Source organism: Aquibium sp. A9E412, assembly GCF_030398335.1.
Taxonomy (GTDB): domain Bacteria; phylum Pseudomonadota; class Alphaproteobacteria; order Rhizobiales; family Rhizobiaceae; genus A9E412.
Map to the genome: position 1 here is coordinate 109,321 of NZ_JAOAOP010000003.1, position 17,541 is coordinate 126,861.

Below are 17,541 nucleotides of genomic sequence, written 5' to 3' on the forward strand. Positions count from 1 at the left end.
TTCCGCCGCCCCGTTCTCCCCGCCGGCGGGAGACGGTGCCCCGAACGGCCGATGGGCGCAGCATCGGCAGCGGCCGAAAAAGGCACCGACGGCCGCCCGGCGATCGTCCTCCGGCTCCGGTTGAGGAACCACACGGCCCGTCCGGCGGTTGAAGGGGCGAACCGCAAGCAACGGAGCCGACCGCCATGAGAAAGACCCTGTTTGCCGCCGCCGCGCTCGCCCTGTCCGCCGCCCCGGCGGCCGCGCAGGAGCGCGTCGAGATCGGCGTCCTGGACTGCCTGATCGACGGCGGCCTCGACATCGCCATCCTGACGTCGGAGGAGCTCGCCTGCACCTTCGAGCCGGCCGGCGAGCAGCGCCCGCCGGAGACCTATGTCGGCTCCATCAGCAAGTTCGGCGTCGACGTCGGCCTGACCAGCGAATCCGTGATGCAGTGGCTGGTGCTCGCCCCCACCGACGTCGCCTACGCGCCCGGCGCGCTTTCCGGCGACTATATCGGCGCCAGCGCCGAGCTGACCGCCGGCGTCGGCGGCGGCGCCAACCTGCTGGTCGGCGGCTCGAACGACACCTTCGTGCTGCAGCCGCTCAGCCTGCAGGCGCAGACCGGCCTCAACGTGGCGCTCGGCGTGGCCGGGCTCGCGCTGCGCTCGACGGCGAACTGAGCGCCCGCGCGGGCCGCAACGGACAAGGGCCCGGCGTTGCCGCCGGGCCCTCGTGACTGCAGAAGACCGGATACCACCGGCCCGGTTGGACCGGATCAGGCCTCGAGCGCCTTGACGATGTCCTCGGTCATCTTCTTGGCATCGCCGAGCAGCATCATCGTGCCGTCCTTGTAGAACAGCGTGTTGTCGATGCCGGCATAGCCCGAGCCCAGCGAACGCTTGACGAACAGGCAGGTGCGCGCCTTGTCGACGTCGAGGATCGGCATGCCGTAGATCGGCGAGGTCTTGTCGTCGCGCGCGGCCGGGTTGGTCACGTCGTTGGCGCCGATGACATAGGCGACGTCGGCCTGGCTGAACTCGGAGTTGATGTCCTCGAGCTCGAACACCTCGTCATAGGGCACCTGAGCCTCGGCCAGGAGCACGTTCATGTGGCCCGGCATGCGGCCGGCGACGGGGTGGATGGCGTACTTCACCTCGACGCCCGCCGCCTTCAGCTTGTCGGCCATCTCGCGCAGCGCGTGCTGCGCCTGGGCGACCGCCATGCCGTAGCCCGGCACGATGATGACCTTCTGCGCGTTGGCCATCAGATAGGCCGCATCGTCGGCCGAGCCCTGCTTGACCGTGCGGTCGATGCCGTCGTCGGCCGCCGCCGCCGTCTCGCCGCCGAAGCCGCCGAGGATGACGGAGATGAAGGAGCGGTTCATCCCCTTGCACATGATGTAGCTGAGGATGGCGCCCGACGAGCCGACCAGCGCCCCGGTGATGATGAGCGCCAGGTTGCCCAGCGTGAAGCCGATGCCGGCCGCCGCCCAGCCCGAATAGGAGTTGAGCATCGACACGACGACCGGCATGTCGGCGCCGCCGATCGGGATGATGATGAGCACGCCGAGCGCCAGCGCCAGCACCACGATCAGCCAGAACACCGAGGCCGACTGGCCGACCACCAGCATGACCGTCAGCACGACGAGCGCCACCGCGATGGCGAGGTTCACCGCATGGCGCGCCGGCAGAAGGATCGGCTTGCCCGACATGCGGCCGTCGAGCTTCAGGAAGGCGATGATCGAGCCGGTGAAGGTGACCGCGCCGATCGCCACGCCGAGCGCCATCTCGACCAGCGCCTGGGCGTGGATGGCGCCGACGGTGCCGATGCCGAAGCTTTCCGGCGAGTAGAGCGCGGCCGCCGCGACCATCACCGCGGCCAGGCCGACCAGCGAGTGGAAGGCGGCGACGAGCTGCGGCATCTTGGTCATGGCGATGCGCTGCGCGATCAGCGCGCCGACCGCACCGCCGATGGCGATGCCGACGACGATGAGCAGGAGCCCGCCGAAGGACGGCGTGGCGATCAGCAGCGTCGTGCCAACGGCCACGGCCATGCCGATCATGCCGTAGAGATTGCCCTGCCGGCTGGTCGTCGGGTGCGACAGGCCGCGCAGCGCCAGGATGAACAGGATGCCCGAGACGAGATAGAGAAGCGTGGCGAGGTTCAGCGACATCAACGGCTCCCGCGCTGCAAGAGGGGCGACGGCGAGCCGGTCATCGATCCTGCCCCTTCTTCTTGTACATCGCGAGCATGCGCTGGGTGACCAGGAAGCCGCCGAAGATGTTGACCGAGGCGAGCACCAGCGCGACGAAGCCGAAGCCGGTCGCCAGGCCCGAGGCCGAGATGCCGACGGCAAGCAGCGCGCCGACCACGATCACCGAGGAGATCGCGTTGGTGACCGACATCAGCGGCGTGTGCAGCGCCGGCGTCACCGACCACACGACGTAGTAGCCGACGAAGATCGCCAGCACGAAGATCGCGAAGCGGAAGACGAACGGGTCGACCGCGCCGCCGGTCGCGCCGTGCGCCACCGCGCCGGCCGCGTCCGCCGCTTCCATGCTCTCGAAGGCCGCGCGCACGCTGGCCGTCGCCTTCTCGAGCTGTTCGAGCGCCTGCTCCATCGCCCCCTCCTGCATCAGGCTTCACCTCCCGGCTTGCCGCCGTCGCCCGCTCCCTCGGCGGGCTTGCCGGCAGCCGGCTTGTCGTCCGCCGCCTTGGCGGCCGGCTTGCGCGCCGCGGCCTTGCCGCCGGCCGCCTTGGCCTTGCCGGTGGCGGGCTTCGCCGTCTTGCCGCGACCCGCGGCCGCGCTCTTGCGCGCCGCCGGCTTGCCCGCGCCGGCGGCCTTGGCGGCCTCGGCGAAGCCGACATGCACCACCTCGCCGTCGCGCGTCAGCAGCGTCGCCTTGACCAGCTCGTCGTCCCAGTCGACCGCCAGCGCCTTCTTCTCCTTGTCGACCATGGTCTCCAGGAAGGCGTAGAGGTTCTTGGCGTAGAGCAGCGAGGAGGAGGCCGCCACGCGGCCCGGCACGTTGAGATGGCCGAGGATGGTCACGCCGTTGTCGGTCGTCACCACCTTGCCGGGCGCCGCGCCCTCGACATTGCCGCCGCGCTCGACCGCCAGGTCGACGATCACCGAGCCCGGCCGCATCGAGGCGACCATCGCCTTCGACACCAGCCTGGGCGCCGGCCGGCCGGGGATCAGCGCGGTGGTGATCACGATGTCCTGCTTGGCGATGTGCTCGGCGACGAGCTCGGCCTGCGCCGTCTTCTCGGCGTCGGTCAGTTCGCGGGCGTAGCCGCCCTCGCCGGAGGCATCCTTCAGCGCCTCGGTCATGATGAACTTGGCGCCCAGCGAGGCGACCTGCTCGCCGGCCGCCGCGCGCACGTCGGTCGCCGTCACCACGGCGCCGAGCCGGCGCGCGGTGGCGATCGCCTGCAGGCCGGCGACGCCGGCGCCCATCACGAACACCTTGGCCGCCGGCACCGTGCCGGCCGCCGTCATCATCATCGGCAGCGCGCGGTCATAGGCGGCCGCCGCGTCGATCACCGCGCGATAGCCGGCCAGATTGGCCTGGCTCGACAGCACGTCCATCGACTGCGCCCGCGTGATGCGCGGCATCAGCTCCATGGCGAAGGCCGAGACCCCGGCGCGCGCCATCGCCGCCACCGCGTCCTCGTGGCCGTAGGGGTCCATGGCCGCCAGCACCAGGGCGCCGGACTTGTAGGTCTTGAGCTCGGCCTCGTCCGGCCGGCGCACCTTGAGCACCACGTCGGCCTTGCCCGCGTCGGCCGCCTTGCCGAGCCGGGCGCCCGCCTTCTCGAACTCCGCGTCGGGGATGCGCGAGCCGGCGCCCGCGCCGCGCTCGACGACGACCGCGAAGCCGAGGCCCGCGAGCCGCTTCACCGTCTCCGGCGACGCCGCCACGCGCGGCTCCTCCGCCGCCGATTCCTTGGGTACGAATATCGTCTGTGCCACCGCCCTCGATCCTTTCGCTTGGCTCCTCCCGGGGCACGGACCGCGCCGGACGCGCGGGCCGGACTGGCGCTGCCGCTAGCGCAGCAGCCAGGTGCCCAGGGCGATGATGAGCAGGAACAGGATGGTGCTGGAGATGAAGCCGGCCGTGGTGAAGAAGCCGAAGGCCATGGCGATCAGCACGGCCACCACGGTGAGCGAGCCGTACTTGGTCATCGTCAGGAACAGCGAATAGGTGCGCTCGTGCTCGGCGTAGTCCATTTCCGCGCCCGTCTCGGCCGAACCGGTCGGCGTGTTGTCTGCCATGGCGAAAAAACCCCTCGGATGGAATTGCGCAGGGAATAGCGAAAAGCTCCAGCAAGGGCAATGGGAGGATTGCCGCAGTTCAGCGCCGCTGCATGCCGCTTCAGTGCTTTGCGCTTTGCTTGAGGCCGGCCGCCTGCCACGGTCCGCCCGGCGCGGCAGGGGAGGACATGATGGACGGCACGCACCCGCTCGGCGAACGGTTCGGCTTCGAGGGCGACGCCGTCGCCTGGGACGTCGCGGGCGACGGCCCGCCGCTGGTGCTGATCCACGGCACCCCGTTCAGCGCCCATGTCTGGCACCGCGTGCTGCCGCATCTGGCGGCCCGTCACCGGGTCTACCGCTACGACCTGCTCGGCTACGGCCAGTCGGCCAAGCGGGCCGGCCAGGACGTCTCGCTCGGCGTGCAGAACCGGCTGCTCGGCGCCCTCCTCGACCACTGGCAGCTCGACCGGCCGGCGGTGCTGGCGCACGACTTCGGCGGTGCCACGGCGCTGCGTGCGCATCTGCTCGACGGCCGCGACTTCAGCCGCCTGATGCTCGTCGATCCGGTGGCGATCAGCCCGTGGGGCTCGCCCTTCGTGCAGCACGTGCGGGCGCACGAGGCGGCCTTCGCCGGCCTTCCGGCCGCCATCCAGCACGCCGTCGTCGCCACCTACATCGCCGGCGCGGCTGCCCGGCCGCTGCCGGCCGAGGCGCTGGCGCCCTATGTCGCGCCGTGGACCGGTCCGCAGGGCCAGCCGGCCTTCTACCGCCAGATCGCCCAGATGGACCGCGCCCACACCGACGCCATCGCCGACGCGCTCGGCGCCGTGCGCTGCCCGGTGCGCCTGCTGTGGGGCGAGGAGGACGCCTGGATTCCCGTCGACCAGGGCCGCCGGCTGGCGGCCATGATGCCGGGCGCGGAGTTCTCCACCGTGCCGGGCGCCGGCCATCTGGTGCAGGAGGACGCGCCGGAGGCGATCGTCGCCGCCGCCATCCGCTTCTTCGAGGGCTGAGCCGGCGCCGGCGCTTGCCCGCCGCGCGTTCGGCCCGCTTCGCGCCGCGCCGGGCCGGCGCGCCGGGCGCCTTCCCGCCTGCCGCAGGCGCCTCAGGACAGCCAGCGCTTGCGCCGCTTGTAGTGCTTGACGTTGCGGAACGAGCGCCGCCCCTCTCCGGCCACGCCGAGGTAGAACTCCTTGACGTCCTCGTTCTCGCGCAGCGCCTTGGCCGCGCCGTCGAGCACCACGCGGCCCGATTCCAGGATGTAGCCGTACTTGGCGTAGCGCAGCGCCACGTTGGTGTTCTGCTCAGCGAGCAGGAAGGACACGCCCTGCTCCTCGTTGAGCTGCTTGACGATCTCGAAGATCTCCTCGACAAGCTGCGGCGCCAGCCCCATCGACGGCTCGTCGAGCAGGATCATCTTGGGCCGCGACATCAGCGCCCGGCCGATCGCCGTCATCTGCTGCTCGCCGCCGGAGGTGTAGCCGGCCTGGCTGTTGCGCCGCTCCTTGAGGCGCGGAAAGTAGGAGTAGACCAGGTCGAGGTCGGCGCGCACGGCCGCCGTCCCGTCGCGCCGCGTGAAGGCGCCGGTCAGGAGATTGTCCTCGACCGACAGGTGGCCGAAGCAGTGGCGCCCCTCCATCACCTGGATGCAGCCGCGCTTGACGAGCTCGTTGGGCGACAGGTTCTGCACCTGCGCGCCGTCGAACACGATGCTGCCCTTGGTCACCTCGCCGCGCTCGGCGCGCAACAGGTTGGAGATCGCCTTGAGCGTCGTCGTCTTGCCGGCGCCGTTGGCGCCCAGGATGGCGGTGATGCCGCCGCGCGGCACCGACAGCGACACCCCCTTCAGGACGAGGATCACGTGGTCGTAGATCACCTCGATGTTGTTGACCTCGAGGATCGTCTCGGCGGCCTCGGCGGCCGGGCTGTCGGCGGTGGTGGCAAGCGTCATGGCTGTCGTCCGCTGTTCGTCCCGCGATCGCGGCAGGCCTGCGGCGGCCTCGCGGTCCATCTCGTTGGCGCGGCGGGCCGCCGCGAAGGAGCGCCGGCCGGCGGCTGCCGGCCGGCGCCCGCCTCCCCCTCAGGAGGCGAAGGGCAGCTTTACATGCTGCACTCTTCGTTGGTCGGCCAGGGCGCGTTGGCCTCGGCGTATTCCTGCGCCTTCTCAGCCTCGAGCGGCGCGATCGCCTCGCGGTCGGGCGTGATGAGGTCGGAGACCTTGACGAACTTCGACCCGTCCCACTCCAGCATCCAGCCGCCGCCATGGCCGGTGTGGTCGGCGCAGGAGGTCTTGAACGGCACGATCATGCCGCTCATGCCGAGCTCCTCGAGCCGGGCCTCGTCGAGGTTGATGTTCTCCAGCCCCCAGCGCACCTGGGTGGCGTCGACCGTCTGGGTGTCGAACTCATCCTGCGCGGCGCGGATCGCCTCGACCAGCATCATCGAGATGGTCAGGCCGCGCTGGTAGAACACCCAGTCGAGCTGGCTCTCGTCCTCGACCATGGAGTCGCCGGGCTCGATGACGTGCTCGCGGATGTCGGCCATCACCGGCGCGTCGGGCATCGGCACGCTCCACGAGATCGCCTTGTAGCCCTTGGCCTCCTCGCCCACGGTCTGCATGTCGCCGTCATGGCCCGACCACCAGATGCCGATGAACTGGTCCATCGGATACTTGGTCTTCACCGCCTCGGTGATGGCGCCGGCGTTCATCGCGCCCCAGCCCCACATCACCACGTAGTCCGGCCGCTCGCGGCGGATCTGCAGCCACTGCGCCGACTGGTTCTGCATCTCCGACAGGCCGACCGGGATCGGCAGGAACTCGAAGCCGTGCTGCTCGGCCATCTTCTCGAACAGCGGGATCGGCTCCTTGCCGTAGGGATGGTCGAGATGCAGCAGCGCGATCTTCTTGCCCGACAGCGTGTCGAGATCGCCGTCGGAGATGTATTTCAGGATCATCGAGGCGCCGTCCCAGTAGGAGGACGGCGGGTTGAAGGCCCACTGGAACACCTTGCCGTCGGCCATCGGCGAGAAGCCGTAGCCGGGCGCCAGGATCGGGATCTCGTCGACATTGGTGCGCGGCAGCACCTGCAGCGTGATGCCGGTCGACCAGGGCTGCGTGACGACGGCGCGCGCCTTGGTCTTCTCGTAGCACTCCACGCCCTTCTCGGTGGAGTAGCCGGTCTCGCACTCGTCATATTCGAGGCGCACGCCGTTCAGCCCGCCGTCGCGCGCGTTGAGCATGTTGATGTAGTCGCGCTGGCCGTTCATCAGCGGGATGCCCGTCGCCGCGAACGGACCCGTGCGGTAGGACAGGTTGGGGATGTAGATCGAGTCCTCCTGGGCCATCGCGGCGGGCGCCGACAGGGCGACGCCGAGGGCCAGGGCCGAGGACAGGACCGCTGTCTTGATTGCTGTCTTCATGCTTGTTTCCTCCACTTGTTCTTTTTTCCGTTGCGGAAAGGGCGAACCGACCCCGTTTGCCGCCCGGGCGAGGCCCGGCCGTCGAGAAGGCGTCAGTGCGGGAACGGCCAAAGGATCAGCTTCTCCCGAATGACGGCCCACAGCCGTGCGAGCCCGTGCGGCTCGACGATCAGGAAGGCGATGATCAGCGCGCCGATGATCATCACGTTGAGGTGCTCCACCGTCGCCGAGCTGATGCTCATGCCGAACAGCTCGGGCACGGCGCCGATGACCACCGGCAGGGCGACGATCAGGATGGCGCCGAGATAGTTGCCGAGGATCGAGCCGAGCCCGCCGATGATGGCGATGAACAGCACCCGGAAGGACAGCGGGATGTCGAAAAGGTTGGCCTCCGCCGCGCCGCGCCACAGGAAGACGAACAGCGCGCCGGCCACGCCGACGATGTAGGACGACACGAAGAAGGCGAGCAGCTTGGCCTTCATCAGGTTGATGCCGACCAGCTCGGCGGCGATGTCCATGTCGCGCACCGCCTTCCACATGCGGCCGATGCGCCCGCGCGTCAGGTTGATGGCGAAGACGGTCATCAGCACGACGAAGCACAGCACGAAATAGTACTGCGTGGCCGCCGAGGCGAGCGGTCCGGCCACCGTGATGCCGAACATCTCGATGTTGGGCACCTGGATGGCGCCCGAGGCGTTGTAGTTGTAGAGCCAGCCCCACTTCTGGAACAGCCACACCAGGAAGAACTGCGCCGCCAGCGTGGCGATGGCGAGATAGAAGCCCTTGATGCGCAGCGACGGCAGCCCGAACACGACGCCGATCGCCGCCGAGAAGAAGCCCGAGAACAGGATCGCCAGCGCGATGTTGAGCTCGGGGAAGATGGTGACGAGCTTGTAGCAGGCATAGGCGCCCACCCCCATGAAGGCGCCGGTGCCGAGCGAGAGCTGGCCGGCATAGCCCGTCAGGATGTTGAGGCCGAGCGCGGCGAGCGAGTAGATCAGCACCGGGATGAGCAGCGCCCGGAAGGTGAACTCGCTGGCGAACAGCGGAAACACGACGAAGGCCAGCACCAGCACGAAGCCGAGCAGGAAGGCGTCCTGGCGCACCGGAAACAGCGCGTGGTCGGCCTCGTAGGACGTCTTGAACTGGCCGGCGGTGCGGTAGAGCATGTCAGGAGTCCCACTGCTTGGCGTTGCCGGGGAAGTCGTCGCCCTGCGGCCCGACCAGGCAGAACCGGTGGCCTGTCGGCGCCTGCATCACGATCCAGTTCTTCACCCGCGCGACCTCGACGGCGCCGAGCGCGGCGAGCCGCGCGCACTCCGCCTCGCGGTCGTCGGTCTCCACGTCGAGATGCACCCGCGGCGCGTGGTCAACCGCCTGCAGCAGCACCTTGGGATGGCCGGCATGGCCGTCGAACACCGCGTACCGGCCGTCCGCGTCGACCTCGCCCGTCATGCCGAGCATGGCCGACCAGAAGCGCGTCGCCGGCGCCAGGTCCTCCGTCTGGCAGTCGATCACCACGACGCCGATGCGCGAGCGGTGTGCCATCGTCACACCCGCTCGATGATCTTCTCGCCGAACAGGCCCTGCGGCCTGAACAGCAGCACCACCAGCGCGAACACGTAGGCGAACCAGGCTTCCGTGTTGCCGCCGAGCAGCGGCTGGCCCCAGTAGATCTCGAACAGCTTTTCCAGGATGCCGATCGCCAGGCCCCCGACGATGGCGCCCATGACGCTCTCCAGCCCGCCGAGCATGAGCACCGGCAGCGCCTTGAAGGCGATCACCTCGAGCGCGAAGGACACGCCCGCCCGGGCCCCCCACACGATGCCGGTGGCGAGCGCGATCAGGCCGGCGATGAACCACACGATGACCCAGATGGTCGACAGCGAGATGCCGACCGACAGCGCCGCCTGGTGGTCGTCGCCGAGCGCCCGGATGGCGCGGCCGATCTTCGACTTGTTGAGGAAGACGAGCAGCGCGACGACCAGCACCACCGCGCCGATCACCGCCGTCAGGTCCTTCTGCTCGATCGACACGAAGCCGCCGAACGGCTCGAACAGGAAGCTGCCGGTCGGGATGTAGAGCTGCTCGGTGATCATCACCTTGTTCTCGCCGCCGAAGATGATCTCGCCGAAGCCGATCAGGAACAGCGTGATGCCGATCGTCGCCATGAACAGGATGATGTCGGGCTGGTTGACCAGCGGCCGCAGCACCAGCCGCTCGATCGCCACCGCCAGCACGAACATCACCGCCAGCGTCAGCGGCAGCGCGATCAGCGCCGGCACGCCGCGCTCGTAGAGCCCGACCAGCGTCAGCGCGGCGAACACCACCATGATGCCCTGCGCGAAGTTGAAGATGCGCGAGGACTTGTAGATCAGCACGAAGCCGAGGGCGATCAGCGCGTAGAGCACGCCGCCGACCAGCCCTTCCCACAGCACCTGCAGCAGGAAATCGGGGGCCGCCGCCATGTCGGCGAACGGCTGGACGAAGATCGCGTCGAGAAGGTCCATGGGCGTCCTCTGCTGGCGCGCCTACGCGGCGAGCGACGGGAACAGGCCGAGCAGGCCGATGATGATCAGGTAGATGGCGACGATGTAGCTCAGCAGCCGCGGCACCACGAGGATGGCGACGCCGGCGATGAGGGCGAGGAGCGGGCTGAGCGGCAGTTCGGGCATGCGGTCCTCCGGGGCTTCAGTGCGGCACGCCGAGATAGGCGTCGATGACGGCCTGGTCGTTCTTGACCTCGTCGGGCGTGCCGTCGGCGATCTTCTTGCCGTAGTCGAGCACCACGACGCGGTCCGACAGGTCCATCACCACCCCCATGTCGTGCTCGATCAGCGCGATGGTCGTGCCGCGCTGCTGGTTGACGTCGATGATGAAGCGGCTCATGTCTTCCTTTTCCTCGAGATTCATGCCCGCCATCGGCTCGTCGAGCAGAAGCAGGCTCGGCTCCATGGCCAGCGCCCGGCCGAGCTCGACGCGCTTCTGCAGGCCGTAGGGCAGCTTGCCCACCGGCGTGTGGCGGATGTGCTGGATCTCGAGGAAGTCGATGATCTCCTCGACGGTCTGGCGGTGGGCGATCTCCTCGGCCAGCGCCCGGCCGTGCCACAAGAGCTGCCAGCCGATGCCCGCCTTCATCATCACCGAGCGCCCGGCCATGATGTTGTCGAGCGTCGACATGCCCTTGAACAGCGCGACGTTCTGGAACGTGCGGGCGATCCCCTGGCCGACCGCCTCGTGCGGCTTCATCGCGCGGCGCTGCCGGCCGCGGAACACGATGGTGCCCTGCTGCGGGGTGTAGAAGCCGTTGATGACATTGAGCATCGACGTCTTGCCCGCGCCGTTCGGCCCGATGATGGCGCGGATCTCGCCCTTCACGACGTCGAACGAGACGTCGGTGATGGCCTTCACGCCGCCGAAGGCGAGCGACACGTTCTTCACCTCCAGAAGCACCTGGCCAGCGGCGATGCCGTCGTCGGGCGCGGCGAGCTGGGCGGGATCGGGACGCGGGTTCATTCGGCGGCCTCGCGGATCGGTTCGGCCGGCTCGCCGAAGGTCTCGGCGTCGATGATCTCCACCGTGGCGCGGATCATGCCCTTGCGGCCGTCCTCATAGGTGACCTGGGTCTCGACATACTTCTCGGTCGAGCCGTCGTAGAGCGCCTCGATCAGCTCGCCGTAGCGCTCGGCGATGTAGGAGCGGCGCACCTTCTGGGTGCGCGTCAGCTCGCCGTCGTCGGCGTCGAGCTCCTTGTGCAGGATCAGGAAGCGGCGCACCTGCGAGCCGGCCATCATCGGCTCGGCCGCCAGCCGCCGGTTGGTCTCGCGCACGTGCCCGGCGATGATCTCGCGCACCCGCGGATGACCGGCCAGCTCCTGATAGGAGGCGTAGGCGATGTTGTTGCGCTCGGCCCAGTTGCCGACCGCCTGCAGGTCGATGTTGACGAAGGCCGCGCAGAAGTCGCGGCCGTGGCCGAAGGCCACCGCCTCCTTGATGTCGGGGAAGAACTTGAGCGCGTTCTCGACGTATTTCGGCGCGAACAGCGCCCCGGTCGACAGCTTGCCGACGTCCTTGGCCCGGTCGATGATCTTGAGCTGGCCGTCCTCGTCGAAGAAGCCGGCGTCGCCGGTGTGCACCCAGCCGTCCGCCGTCTTGGTGCTGGCCGTCGCCTCGTCGTTCTTGTAGTAGCCCATGAAGACGCCCGGCGAGCGATAAAGCACCTCGCCGTTGTCGGCGATGCGGATCTCCACCTCCGGCGAGGGCAGCCCCACCGTGTCGGCCCGGATGTGGCCGTCGGGCTGCTGGGTGATGTAGACCGTCGCCTCCGTCTGGCCGTAGAGCTGCTTCAGGTTGAGGCCGATCGAGCGGTAGAAGCTGAACAGCTCCGGGCCGATCGCCTCGCCGGCGGTGTAGCCGACCCTGAGCCGCGACAGCCCGACGCGGTTCTTCAGGGGCCCGTAGACCAGGAACTCGCCGAGCGCGTAGACGATGCGGTCCCACAGCCCGATCCGCTCGCCGTTGAGCAGCGGCTCGCCGACCCGCCGGGCGTGCGCCAGGAAATGGTCGAACATCGCCTTCTTGACGCGACCGGCGTCCTCCATGCGCACCATGATCGTCGTCAGCATGCTCTCGAACACGCGCGGCGGCGCGAAGAAGTAGGTCGGCGCGATCTCGCGCCGGTCCTCGTTCACCGTTTCCGCGCTTTCCGGGCAGCTCACGCAGAAGCCGGCGGTGTAGGACTGCGCGTAGGAGAACAGGTGGTCGCCGACCCAGGCGAGCGGCAGATAGGCGATGGTGTTCTCGTCGGGGCCGAGCTTGTCGAAGGCGTTGCCGTTGAGCGCCGACTTCACGAGATTGTCGTTCGACAGCATCACGCCCTTCGGCCGGCCCGTGGTGCCGGAGGTGTAGAGCATGATGCCGAGGTCGGCGCCGCGGCCGGCCTCGACCGACTCGAGCCAGGCCGCGCCCGCCTGCGGGTCGTCGGCCAGCCGCGCCATGCCGGCCGCCCGCAGGTCCTCGTAGGCGTGCAGCTGCGCCTCGTCGTAGTCGCGCAGCCCGCGCTTCTCGTCATAGACGATGGTCGAAAGCGACGGCACCTCCGCACCGATCGACAGCAGCTTGTCGACCTGCTCCTGGTCCTCCACCACCGCGAAGCGCACCTCCGCGTGGTTGAGCACGTAGGCCATCTCCTCGGCCACCGAGTCGGCATAGACCGGCACCGGCACGCCGCCGAGCGACTGCACGGCGGCGAAGCTCCAGTAGAGCCGCGGCCGGTTCGAACCGACGATCGCCACCTTGTCGCCGCGGCCCAGCCCGAGCCCCCGAAGGCCGAGCGCGAAGGCGCGCACCTCGTCGCGCTGCTCCTCCCAGGTCCAGCTCTGCCAGATGCCATAGTCCTTGTGGCGCATGGCGGGCCGGCCGCGGAAGCGCTCCGCGTTCAACAGCAGATACTTCGCAAACGTGTCGCGTGACGCGGACTGCTGCGCCAATCGGTTTTCCTCCCGCCGCGTCGCCGTCTGCGTCAGGCCCTCCCCCCACGCCGGCGCCGCCAACTTCTTGTCGTTGCGGAAAAATTTCCACGAATGCCGGGTCCGATCAACAGACCCCTTGACAGACGCGGCCGCACAATGTCTGTAGACGTGGGAGCGTTTTGCCGGACCGACGCGTAGATCGCCGGGCCGCTTTCGCCCCTGCCCCTTTCCACCGAGCCTGCGCGCCGCTTGCCAGTGGCCGCATCTCTGCGCCGCGCACCCGCCCGCCGCCGGATCCCATGTCATCGGATCACATGTCGTAGAGGCTGAGCGCCTCGGGATCGAGCACGGTGATGCGGCCGTGCTCGGTGCGCACCAGCCCTTCCGTCTCCAGCTCGCGCAGGCTGCGGTTGACCACCTGGCGCGACACGCCGGCCAGCAGCGCCAGCTCCTCCTGGCTGATCTCGATTGCCGGCTCGGCGCCGGGATAGAGCGCCGGATTGAAGAACCACGACAGGTTGCGCGCCACCCGCGCCTTGGGGTGCAGGATACGGTCGTACTCGATGGTGGCGATGAACTGGCCCATCCGCTCGTTGAGCTGGCGCACCAGGAAGCGGGTGAAGCCGGGGCTGTTCTCGTAGAGCCACATGAAGGTGGCGCGCGGCATCATCGCCATGCGCGTGTCGCGCAGCGCCACCACGTCGTAGCGCCGCGCCTCGTCCTTGAGCACCGAGCCCTCGCCGAACCAGCTTCCTGCCGCCGCCCCGGCAAAGGTCATCGCCTTGCCCGAGCGCGAGATGGCGCTGATCTTGACGAGCCCCGAGACCACGCCGGTCCAGTAGTCGAGCCGGTCGCCGCGGTGGCACACATAGGCGCCCTTGGCGAAGTGGCGCTCCATGACGCCGCGTCGCGCGCGCTCGAGCTCGGCCTCGGTGAGTTCGGCCGCCCACACGGCGGATCGGACGATGTCGCTGCTCGTGGTCATGGCTCCCGGCGCTGCCGGCGCCCGCGATCGCCGCGCGCGCCGCCTGCCCGCTTATGAACGCCGCCGCCGGCGATGACAAGACGCCGGCGCGGGCCGGCGGCCCGCCTCAGGCCGCGTCGCGCAGATACTTCGCCGTCGGCAGCACCGTCAGCGGCGCCACGTCGCCGAGACCCGGCCGGTCGAACAGCATGCGCCGCTCGAAGGCCGTGGAGCGGAAGAACGGGAAGCGCCGGATGGTGTCGTCCATGTTGTCGGCGCACTTCGACTGGAACAGGTGCACCGGCATGGTGAGACCGGGATAGGTGCGCGGCGGCGCCGCCTCCTCGGAGCGGAAGATGCGCCGGTAGAACGAGGCGTGCTCCTCCTTGATCGCGGTGAGGCAGTAGGTCGGATCGAAATGCTTGCACGCCACCACGGCCAGCCGCAGCGTGATGTAGGGCAGGACGCGCAGCGTGCGCGACCATTCCAGGTCGGCGGCGAAGCGGCTCGGGTCGATGAAGGTCTCGCCCGCCGCCACGCGCGGCGACAGCACCTCGCCGAACACCTCGGTGCTCGGCGACAGCGGGTGCTTGCGGCTGACATGGTGCAGCCGCAGCGTGCTGACCAGAACGCCGTCGAAGAACACGCCGTAGCGGTAGGAGTTGGGCAGGTCGTCGAAGCGGTCCTTCACCTGGCGCGAGGCGTCCGCCTTCACCATGCCCGCCGTGAGATAGGATTCGTAGCGCAGCCGGTAGATCGCCTCGAGATCCTCGCCGCTGTCGCAGTAGCGGTATTCGACACGTTCCAGAAGCGCGAAGACCGACCGGTCGAAAGTCGATTCAGCGCGCGGCGCAGGCATAGTTCCACTCGAGAACCGGAGAGACGCAAGAACACCCATGATCAAGTCCGCCGCATTGCATGTGTTTCAAAACGATACTCCAGCCCCTGTGTGCCCGGAAGGCTAAAATTTGAATCAAACAGGTTCACGTCTCATTAACGTTAACGGACACCTGGGCCGGCTATTCCGCGATCGCGGAAGTCGCGCTTTACCCAGGGGCAGCGGAACGGGGGATTGCGGGACCGTTCAGACGGGGTCTGAGGCGGTGCGGCGTGCGGCGTGGATCTTCTTGTGGAAGGGCCACACCGTGCGCGACATGGTCGAGATGCCCGAGGCCGTCAGCGCCGAGCCGAACAGGAAGCCCTGGACCAGGTCTGGCTTGACGTCGAGCACCAGGGTCTTGAGCTGCTCGAAGGTCTCGACCCCCTCCACCGTGACGGCGAGGCCGAGCGGGCGCGACAGGTTGACGACGCCCTTGATCAGTTCGAGCGAGCGCGCGTTGCAGGTCACGTCGACGACGAAGGAGCCGTCGATCTTGACCTTGTCGAGCGGCAGCGTGTGCAGGTAGCTGAGGCTCGAGTAGCCGGTGCCGAAATCGTCGAGCGCGATGCGCACGCCGAGCGCCTTGATCTCGGCCAGGAAGTCGTGCGTCGACGACTTGTCGTCGAGCAGCGCCGTTTCGGTGACCTCGATCTCCAGCCGTCCCGGCTCCAGCCCCGAGCCTTCCAGCGCCTCGCGCACCCGGTCGATGACGCTGCGGTTGCGGAAGTCGCGCGCCGACAGGTTGACCGACACGCAGATGCCGTCCGGCCAGCTCGCGCATTCGCGGCACGCCTGCTCGAGCACGAAGGCGCTGATCTCCGAGACGATGCCCATCTCCTCGGCGAGCGGGATGAAGACGGCCGGCGAGACCGGCCCGAGCTCGGGATGGTCCCAGCGGCACAGCGCCTCGCAGCTCGCGATGCGCATGGTGTCGACCGCGACGATCGGCTGGTAGACGACGCGCAGGCCGCGCGCGGCGATGGCGTTGCGCAGGTCGGCCTTCATCACCTGGCGGCTGCGGAAGGCCTCGTCCATCGCCGGCTCGAAGAGCTGCCAGCCGTTCTTGCCCATCTCCTTGGCCTTGTAGAGGGCGAGGTCGGCCTTGACGATCATCGCGTCGACATCGGTGTCGGCGACGCGGGTGACCACCGCGCCGGCGCTGACCTGGATGTGCAGCGCGTGGCCCGCCACGTCGACGTCGCCGTGCAGCGCGGCGAACACCTCCTCGAGCAGCCGGGCGAACGCCGCCTCCGTCTCCACCCGGTTGGCGAAGATCATGAACTCGTCGCCGCCGAACCGGCTGATCTTGACCTCGTCTTCGGCGAAGGCGGTGAGCCGCTCGGCCACCGCGTAGATCAGCCCGTCGCCGACCGGATGGCCGAGCGTGTCGTTCACGGTCTTGAAGTCGTCGAGGTCGAGCACAGCCAGGCCGCAGCGCCGGTCGCGGTCGCCGGTCGTCATCATCTCGTCGACGATCTCGTGGAAGTAGGCCCGGTTGGGCAGCCCGGTCAGGCTGTCGTAACGCGCCATGAAGCGCACCTTCTCCTCCGCCTGGACGCGCTGCGTCACCTCCTCGAAGGTGATGACGCCGAGCTCGTCGCGGCCCTCGCGGGCGGAGAACTCGAAGTGCCGGCCGTTGGTCAGCCGCAGCATCAGCTTGCGGTCGCGCCCCTCGCGCAGCGCGCGGGTGAGCTGGCTCTCCACGAAGCGGCAGTCCTTCATGCTGAGAAGCCCGCCGGCCACGCCGCGCATCAGAAGCGCCATCAGCGAGCGGCCGAGCAGCTGCGAATGGTGCGAGAAGCCCATCACCTCCGCCGCCCCGGCATTGGCCACCACCACGCGGCCCTCGGTGTCGAGCATGACGAGGCCGTGCGACATGGTGTTGAGCGCGCGGTCGAAGCGCTGCGCGAGCTGCCTGGCCTTGCGGTGGCCGATCACCGCGGAAAACAGCACCTGGCGCACATTGTCGGCGCTGCCCTTGATGATGACCATGAAGGGCACGATCAAGAGCCCGAGGATTACGTTGGGCACGTCGAGGCGCAGGACCAGGCCGGCGGCGATCGGCCCCACGAAGGTGGTGGCGAAGATCAGCACCATGCGCGGCGAGCCGTAGTTGCGGCCGACCACGGTGACGATCGAGCCGAGCGTCACCGCGACGGCGCCAAGCTCCGCATACGGATCGGGATAGAGATAGATGGCGATGAAGCAGAAGCTGCCGAGCGCCAGGCCCTGCAGGCTGCCCTTGACCACGTATTCGCGTTCCCAGCGCTGCGCGGCGGCGAAATCGAGCTCGCGCGGCGCGCTGTGGAAGCGCCGCAGCCCCGCATAGCGCCACAGCCCGACGGCCAGCAGCAGCGGCGCCAGCGCGGCGAAGACGGGATTGCCGTTGTTCCAATAGGCCATGCCGGCGACGATGGCGTGACACATCGCGCCGATGAGCAGCATGTGGTGGTTGTCGAACAACGACCTGACGAACTGCACATAGACATCGTCGGGAATGTCGCTGTTGTTTCTGTTCGGCATACGCTCGTCCCGGCTCGGCGAGCGAAAACCTGCCATATCT

The 17,541-nt window shown here is 68.8% G+C and carries 17 protein-coding genes; 2 read left to right on the top strand and 15 right to left on the bottom strand.

What is annotated here, in order from left to right:
* Positions 1-185: 185 nt before the first annotated feature.
* Positions 186-662 carry a DUF992 domain-containing protein gene (locus N1F89_RS02705; RefSeq protein WP_290081248.1) on the top strand — a complete coding sequence of 159 codons (477 nt, stop codon included), beginning with the start codon at positions 186-188 and terminating at the stop codon, positions 660-662.
* 95 nt (positions 663-757) lie between these two features.
* On the opposite strand, the gene N1F89_RS02710 is transcribed toward N1F89_RS02705, so the two are convergent.
* The 4 genes from N1F89_RS02710 to N1F89_RS02725 all read right to left on the bottom strand — a co-directional run bounded on the left by N1F89_RS02710 (position 758) and on the right by N1F89_RS02725 (position 4,261).
* Entirely contained in the window at positions 758-2,155 is a 1,398-nt protein-coding gene (locus tag N1F89_RS02710) for an NAD(P)(+) transhydrogenase (Re/Si-specific) subunit beta (protein ID WP_290081250.1), read from the bottom strand.
* A 40-nt stretch (positions 2,156-2,195) separates the two neighbouring features.
* Entirely contained in the window at positions 2,196-2,618 is a 423-nt protein-coding gene (locus N1F89_RS02715; RefSeq protein ID WP_290081251.1) for an NAD(P) transhydrogenase subunit alpha, read from the bottom strand.
* Positions 2,618-3,958 (bottom strand): Re/Si-specific NAD(P)(+) transhydrogenase subunit alpha, encoded by a 1,341-nt coding sequence (locus tag N1F89_RS02720; protein ID WP_290081253.1) that lies wholly within the window; start codon positions 3,956-3,958, stop codon positions 2,618-2,620. The genes N1F89_RS02715 and N1F89_RS02720 overlap by 1 nt, the downstream gene beginning before the upstream one ends.
* Before the next feature lie 75 nt (positions 3,959-4,033).
* Positions 4,034-4,261, bottom strand: coding sequence for an aa3-type cytochrome c oxidase subunit IV (locus N1F89_RS02725; RefSeq protein ID WP_290081254.1), 228 nt, complete (start codon positions 4,259-4,261; stop codon positions 4,034-4,036).
* A gap of 170 nt (positions 4,262-4,431) precedes the next feature.
* On the opposite strand from N1F89_RS02725, the gene N1F89_RS02730 reads away from it, so the two are divergent.
* Positions 4,432-5,256, top strand: a complete 825-nt coding sequence (locus tag N1F89_RS02730) for an alpha/beta hydrolase (RefSeq protein WP_290081256.1) — start codon at positions 4,432-4,434, stop codon at positions 5,254-5,256.
* Positions 5,257-5,348: 92 nt separating this feature from the next.
* Here the strand turns inward: N1F89_RS02730 and N1F89_RS02735 are convergent, their stop codons facing one another.
* The 11 genes from N1F89_RS02735 to N1F89_RS02785 all read right to left on the bottom strand — a co-directional run bounded on the left by N1F89_RS02735 (position 5,349) and on the right by N1F89_RS02785 (position 17,501).
* Positions 5,349-6,194 carry an ABC transporter ATP-binding protein gene (locus N1F89_RS02735; protein ID WP_290081258.1) on the bottom strand — a complete coding sequence of 282 codons (846 nt, stop codon included), beginning with the start codon at positions 6,192-6,194 and terminating at the stop codon, positions 5,349-5,351.
* A 149-nt stretch (positions 6,195-6,343) separates the two neighbouring features.
* Positions 6,344-7,663 carry an ABC transporter substrate-binding protein gene (locus N1F89_RS02740; RefSeq protein ID WP_290081261.1) on the bottom strand — a complete coding sequence of 440 codons (1,320 nt, stop codon included), beginning with the start codon at positions 7,661-7,663 and terminating at the stop codon, positions 6,344-6,346.
* A gap of 92 nt (positions 7,664-7,755) precedes the next feature.
* Positions 7,756-8,832, bottom strand: coding sequence for a branched-chain amino acid ABC transporter permease (locus N1F89_RS02745; protein ID WP_290081264.1), 1,077 nt, complete (start codon positions 8,830-8,832; stop codon positions 7,756-7,758).
* A 1-nt stretch (position 8,833) separates the two neighbouring features.
* Positions 8,834-9,211, bottom strand: coding sequence for a VOC family protein (locus N1F89_RS02750; protein ID WP_290081266.1), 378 nt, complete (start codon positions 9,209-9,211; stop codon positions 8,834-8,836).
* Positions 9,212-9,213: 2 nt separating this feature from the next.
* The gene (locus tag N1F89_RS02755; RefSeq protein ID WP_290081268.1) at positions 9,214-10,173 is read right to left on the bottom strand and encodes a branched-chain amino acid ABC transporter permease; all 960 of its coding nucleotides are present in this window, start codon (positions 10,171-10,173) and stop codon (positions 9,214-9,216) included.
* A gap of 21 nt (positions 10,174-10,194) precedes the next feature.
* A complete protein-coding gene (locus N1F89_RS02760) occupies positions 10,195-10,338 on the bottom strand; it encodes a DUF3096 domain-containing protein (RefSeq protein WP_290081270.1) in 144 nt (47 codons plus the stop codon).
* A 16-nt stretch (positions 10,339-10,354) separates the two neighbouring features.
* Entirely contained in the window at positions 10,355-11,179 is an 825-nt protein-coding gene (locus tag N1F89_RS02765; protein WP_290081272.1) for an ABC transporter ATP-binding protein, read from the bottom strand.
* Positions 11,176-13,152 carry an AMP-binding protein gene (locus tag N1F89_RS02770; RefSeq protein WP_290081274.1) on the bottom strand — a complete coding sequence of 659 codons (1,977 nt, stop codon included), beginning with the start codon at positions 13,150-13,152 and terminating at the stop codon, positions 11,176-11,178. Before N1F89_RS02770 ends, N1F89_RS02765 begins: the two co-directional genes overlap by 4 nt.
* Before the next feature lie 292 nt (positions 13,153-13,444).
* A complete protein-coding gene (locus N1F89_RS02775; protein WP_290081275.1) occupies positions 13,445-14,119 on the bottom strand; it encodes a Crp/Fnr family transcriptional regulator in 675 nt (224 codons plus the stop codon).
* Positions 14,120-14,225: 106 nt separating this feature from the next.
* Positions 14,226-14,957, bottom strand: a complete 732-nt coding sequence (locus tag N1F89_RS02780; RefSeq protein WP_290081277.1) for a hypothetical protein — start codon at positions 14,955-14,957, stop codon at positions 14,226-14,228.
* Positions 14,958-15,182: 225 nt separating this feature from the next.
* Positions 15,183-17,501, bottom strand: a complete 2,319-nt coding sequence (locus N1F89_RS02785; RefSeq protein ID WP_290081279.1) for an EAL domain-containing protein — start codon at positions 17,499-17,501, stop codon at positions 15,183-15,185.
* Positions 17,502-17,541: the final 40 nt, after the last annotated feature.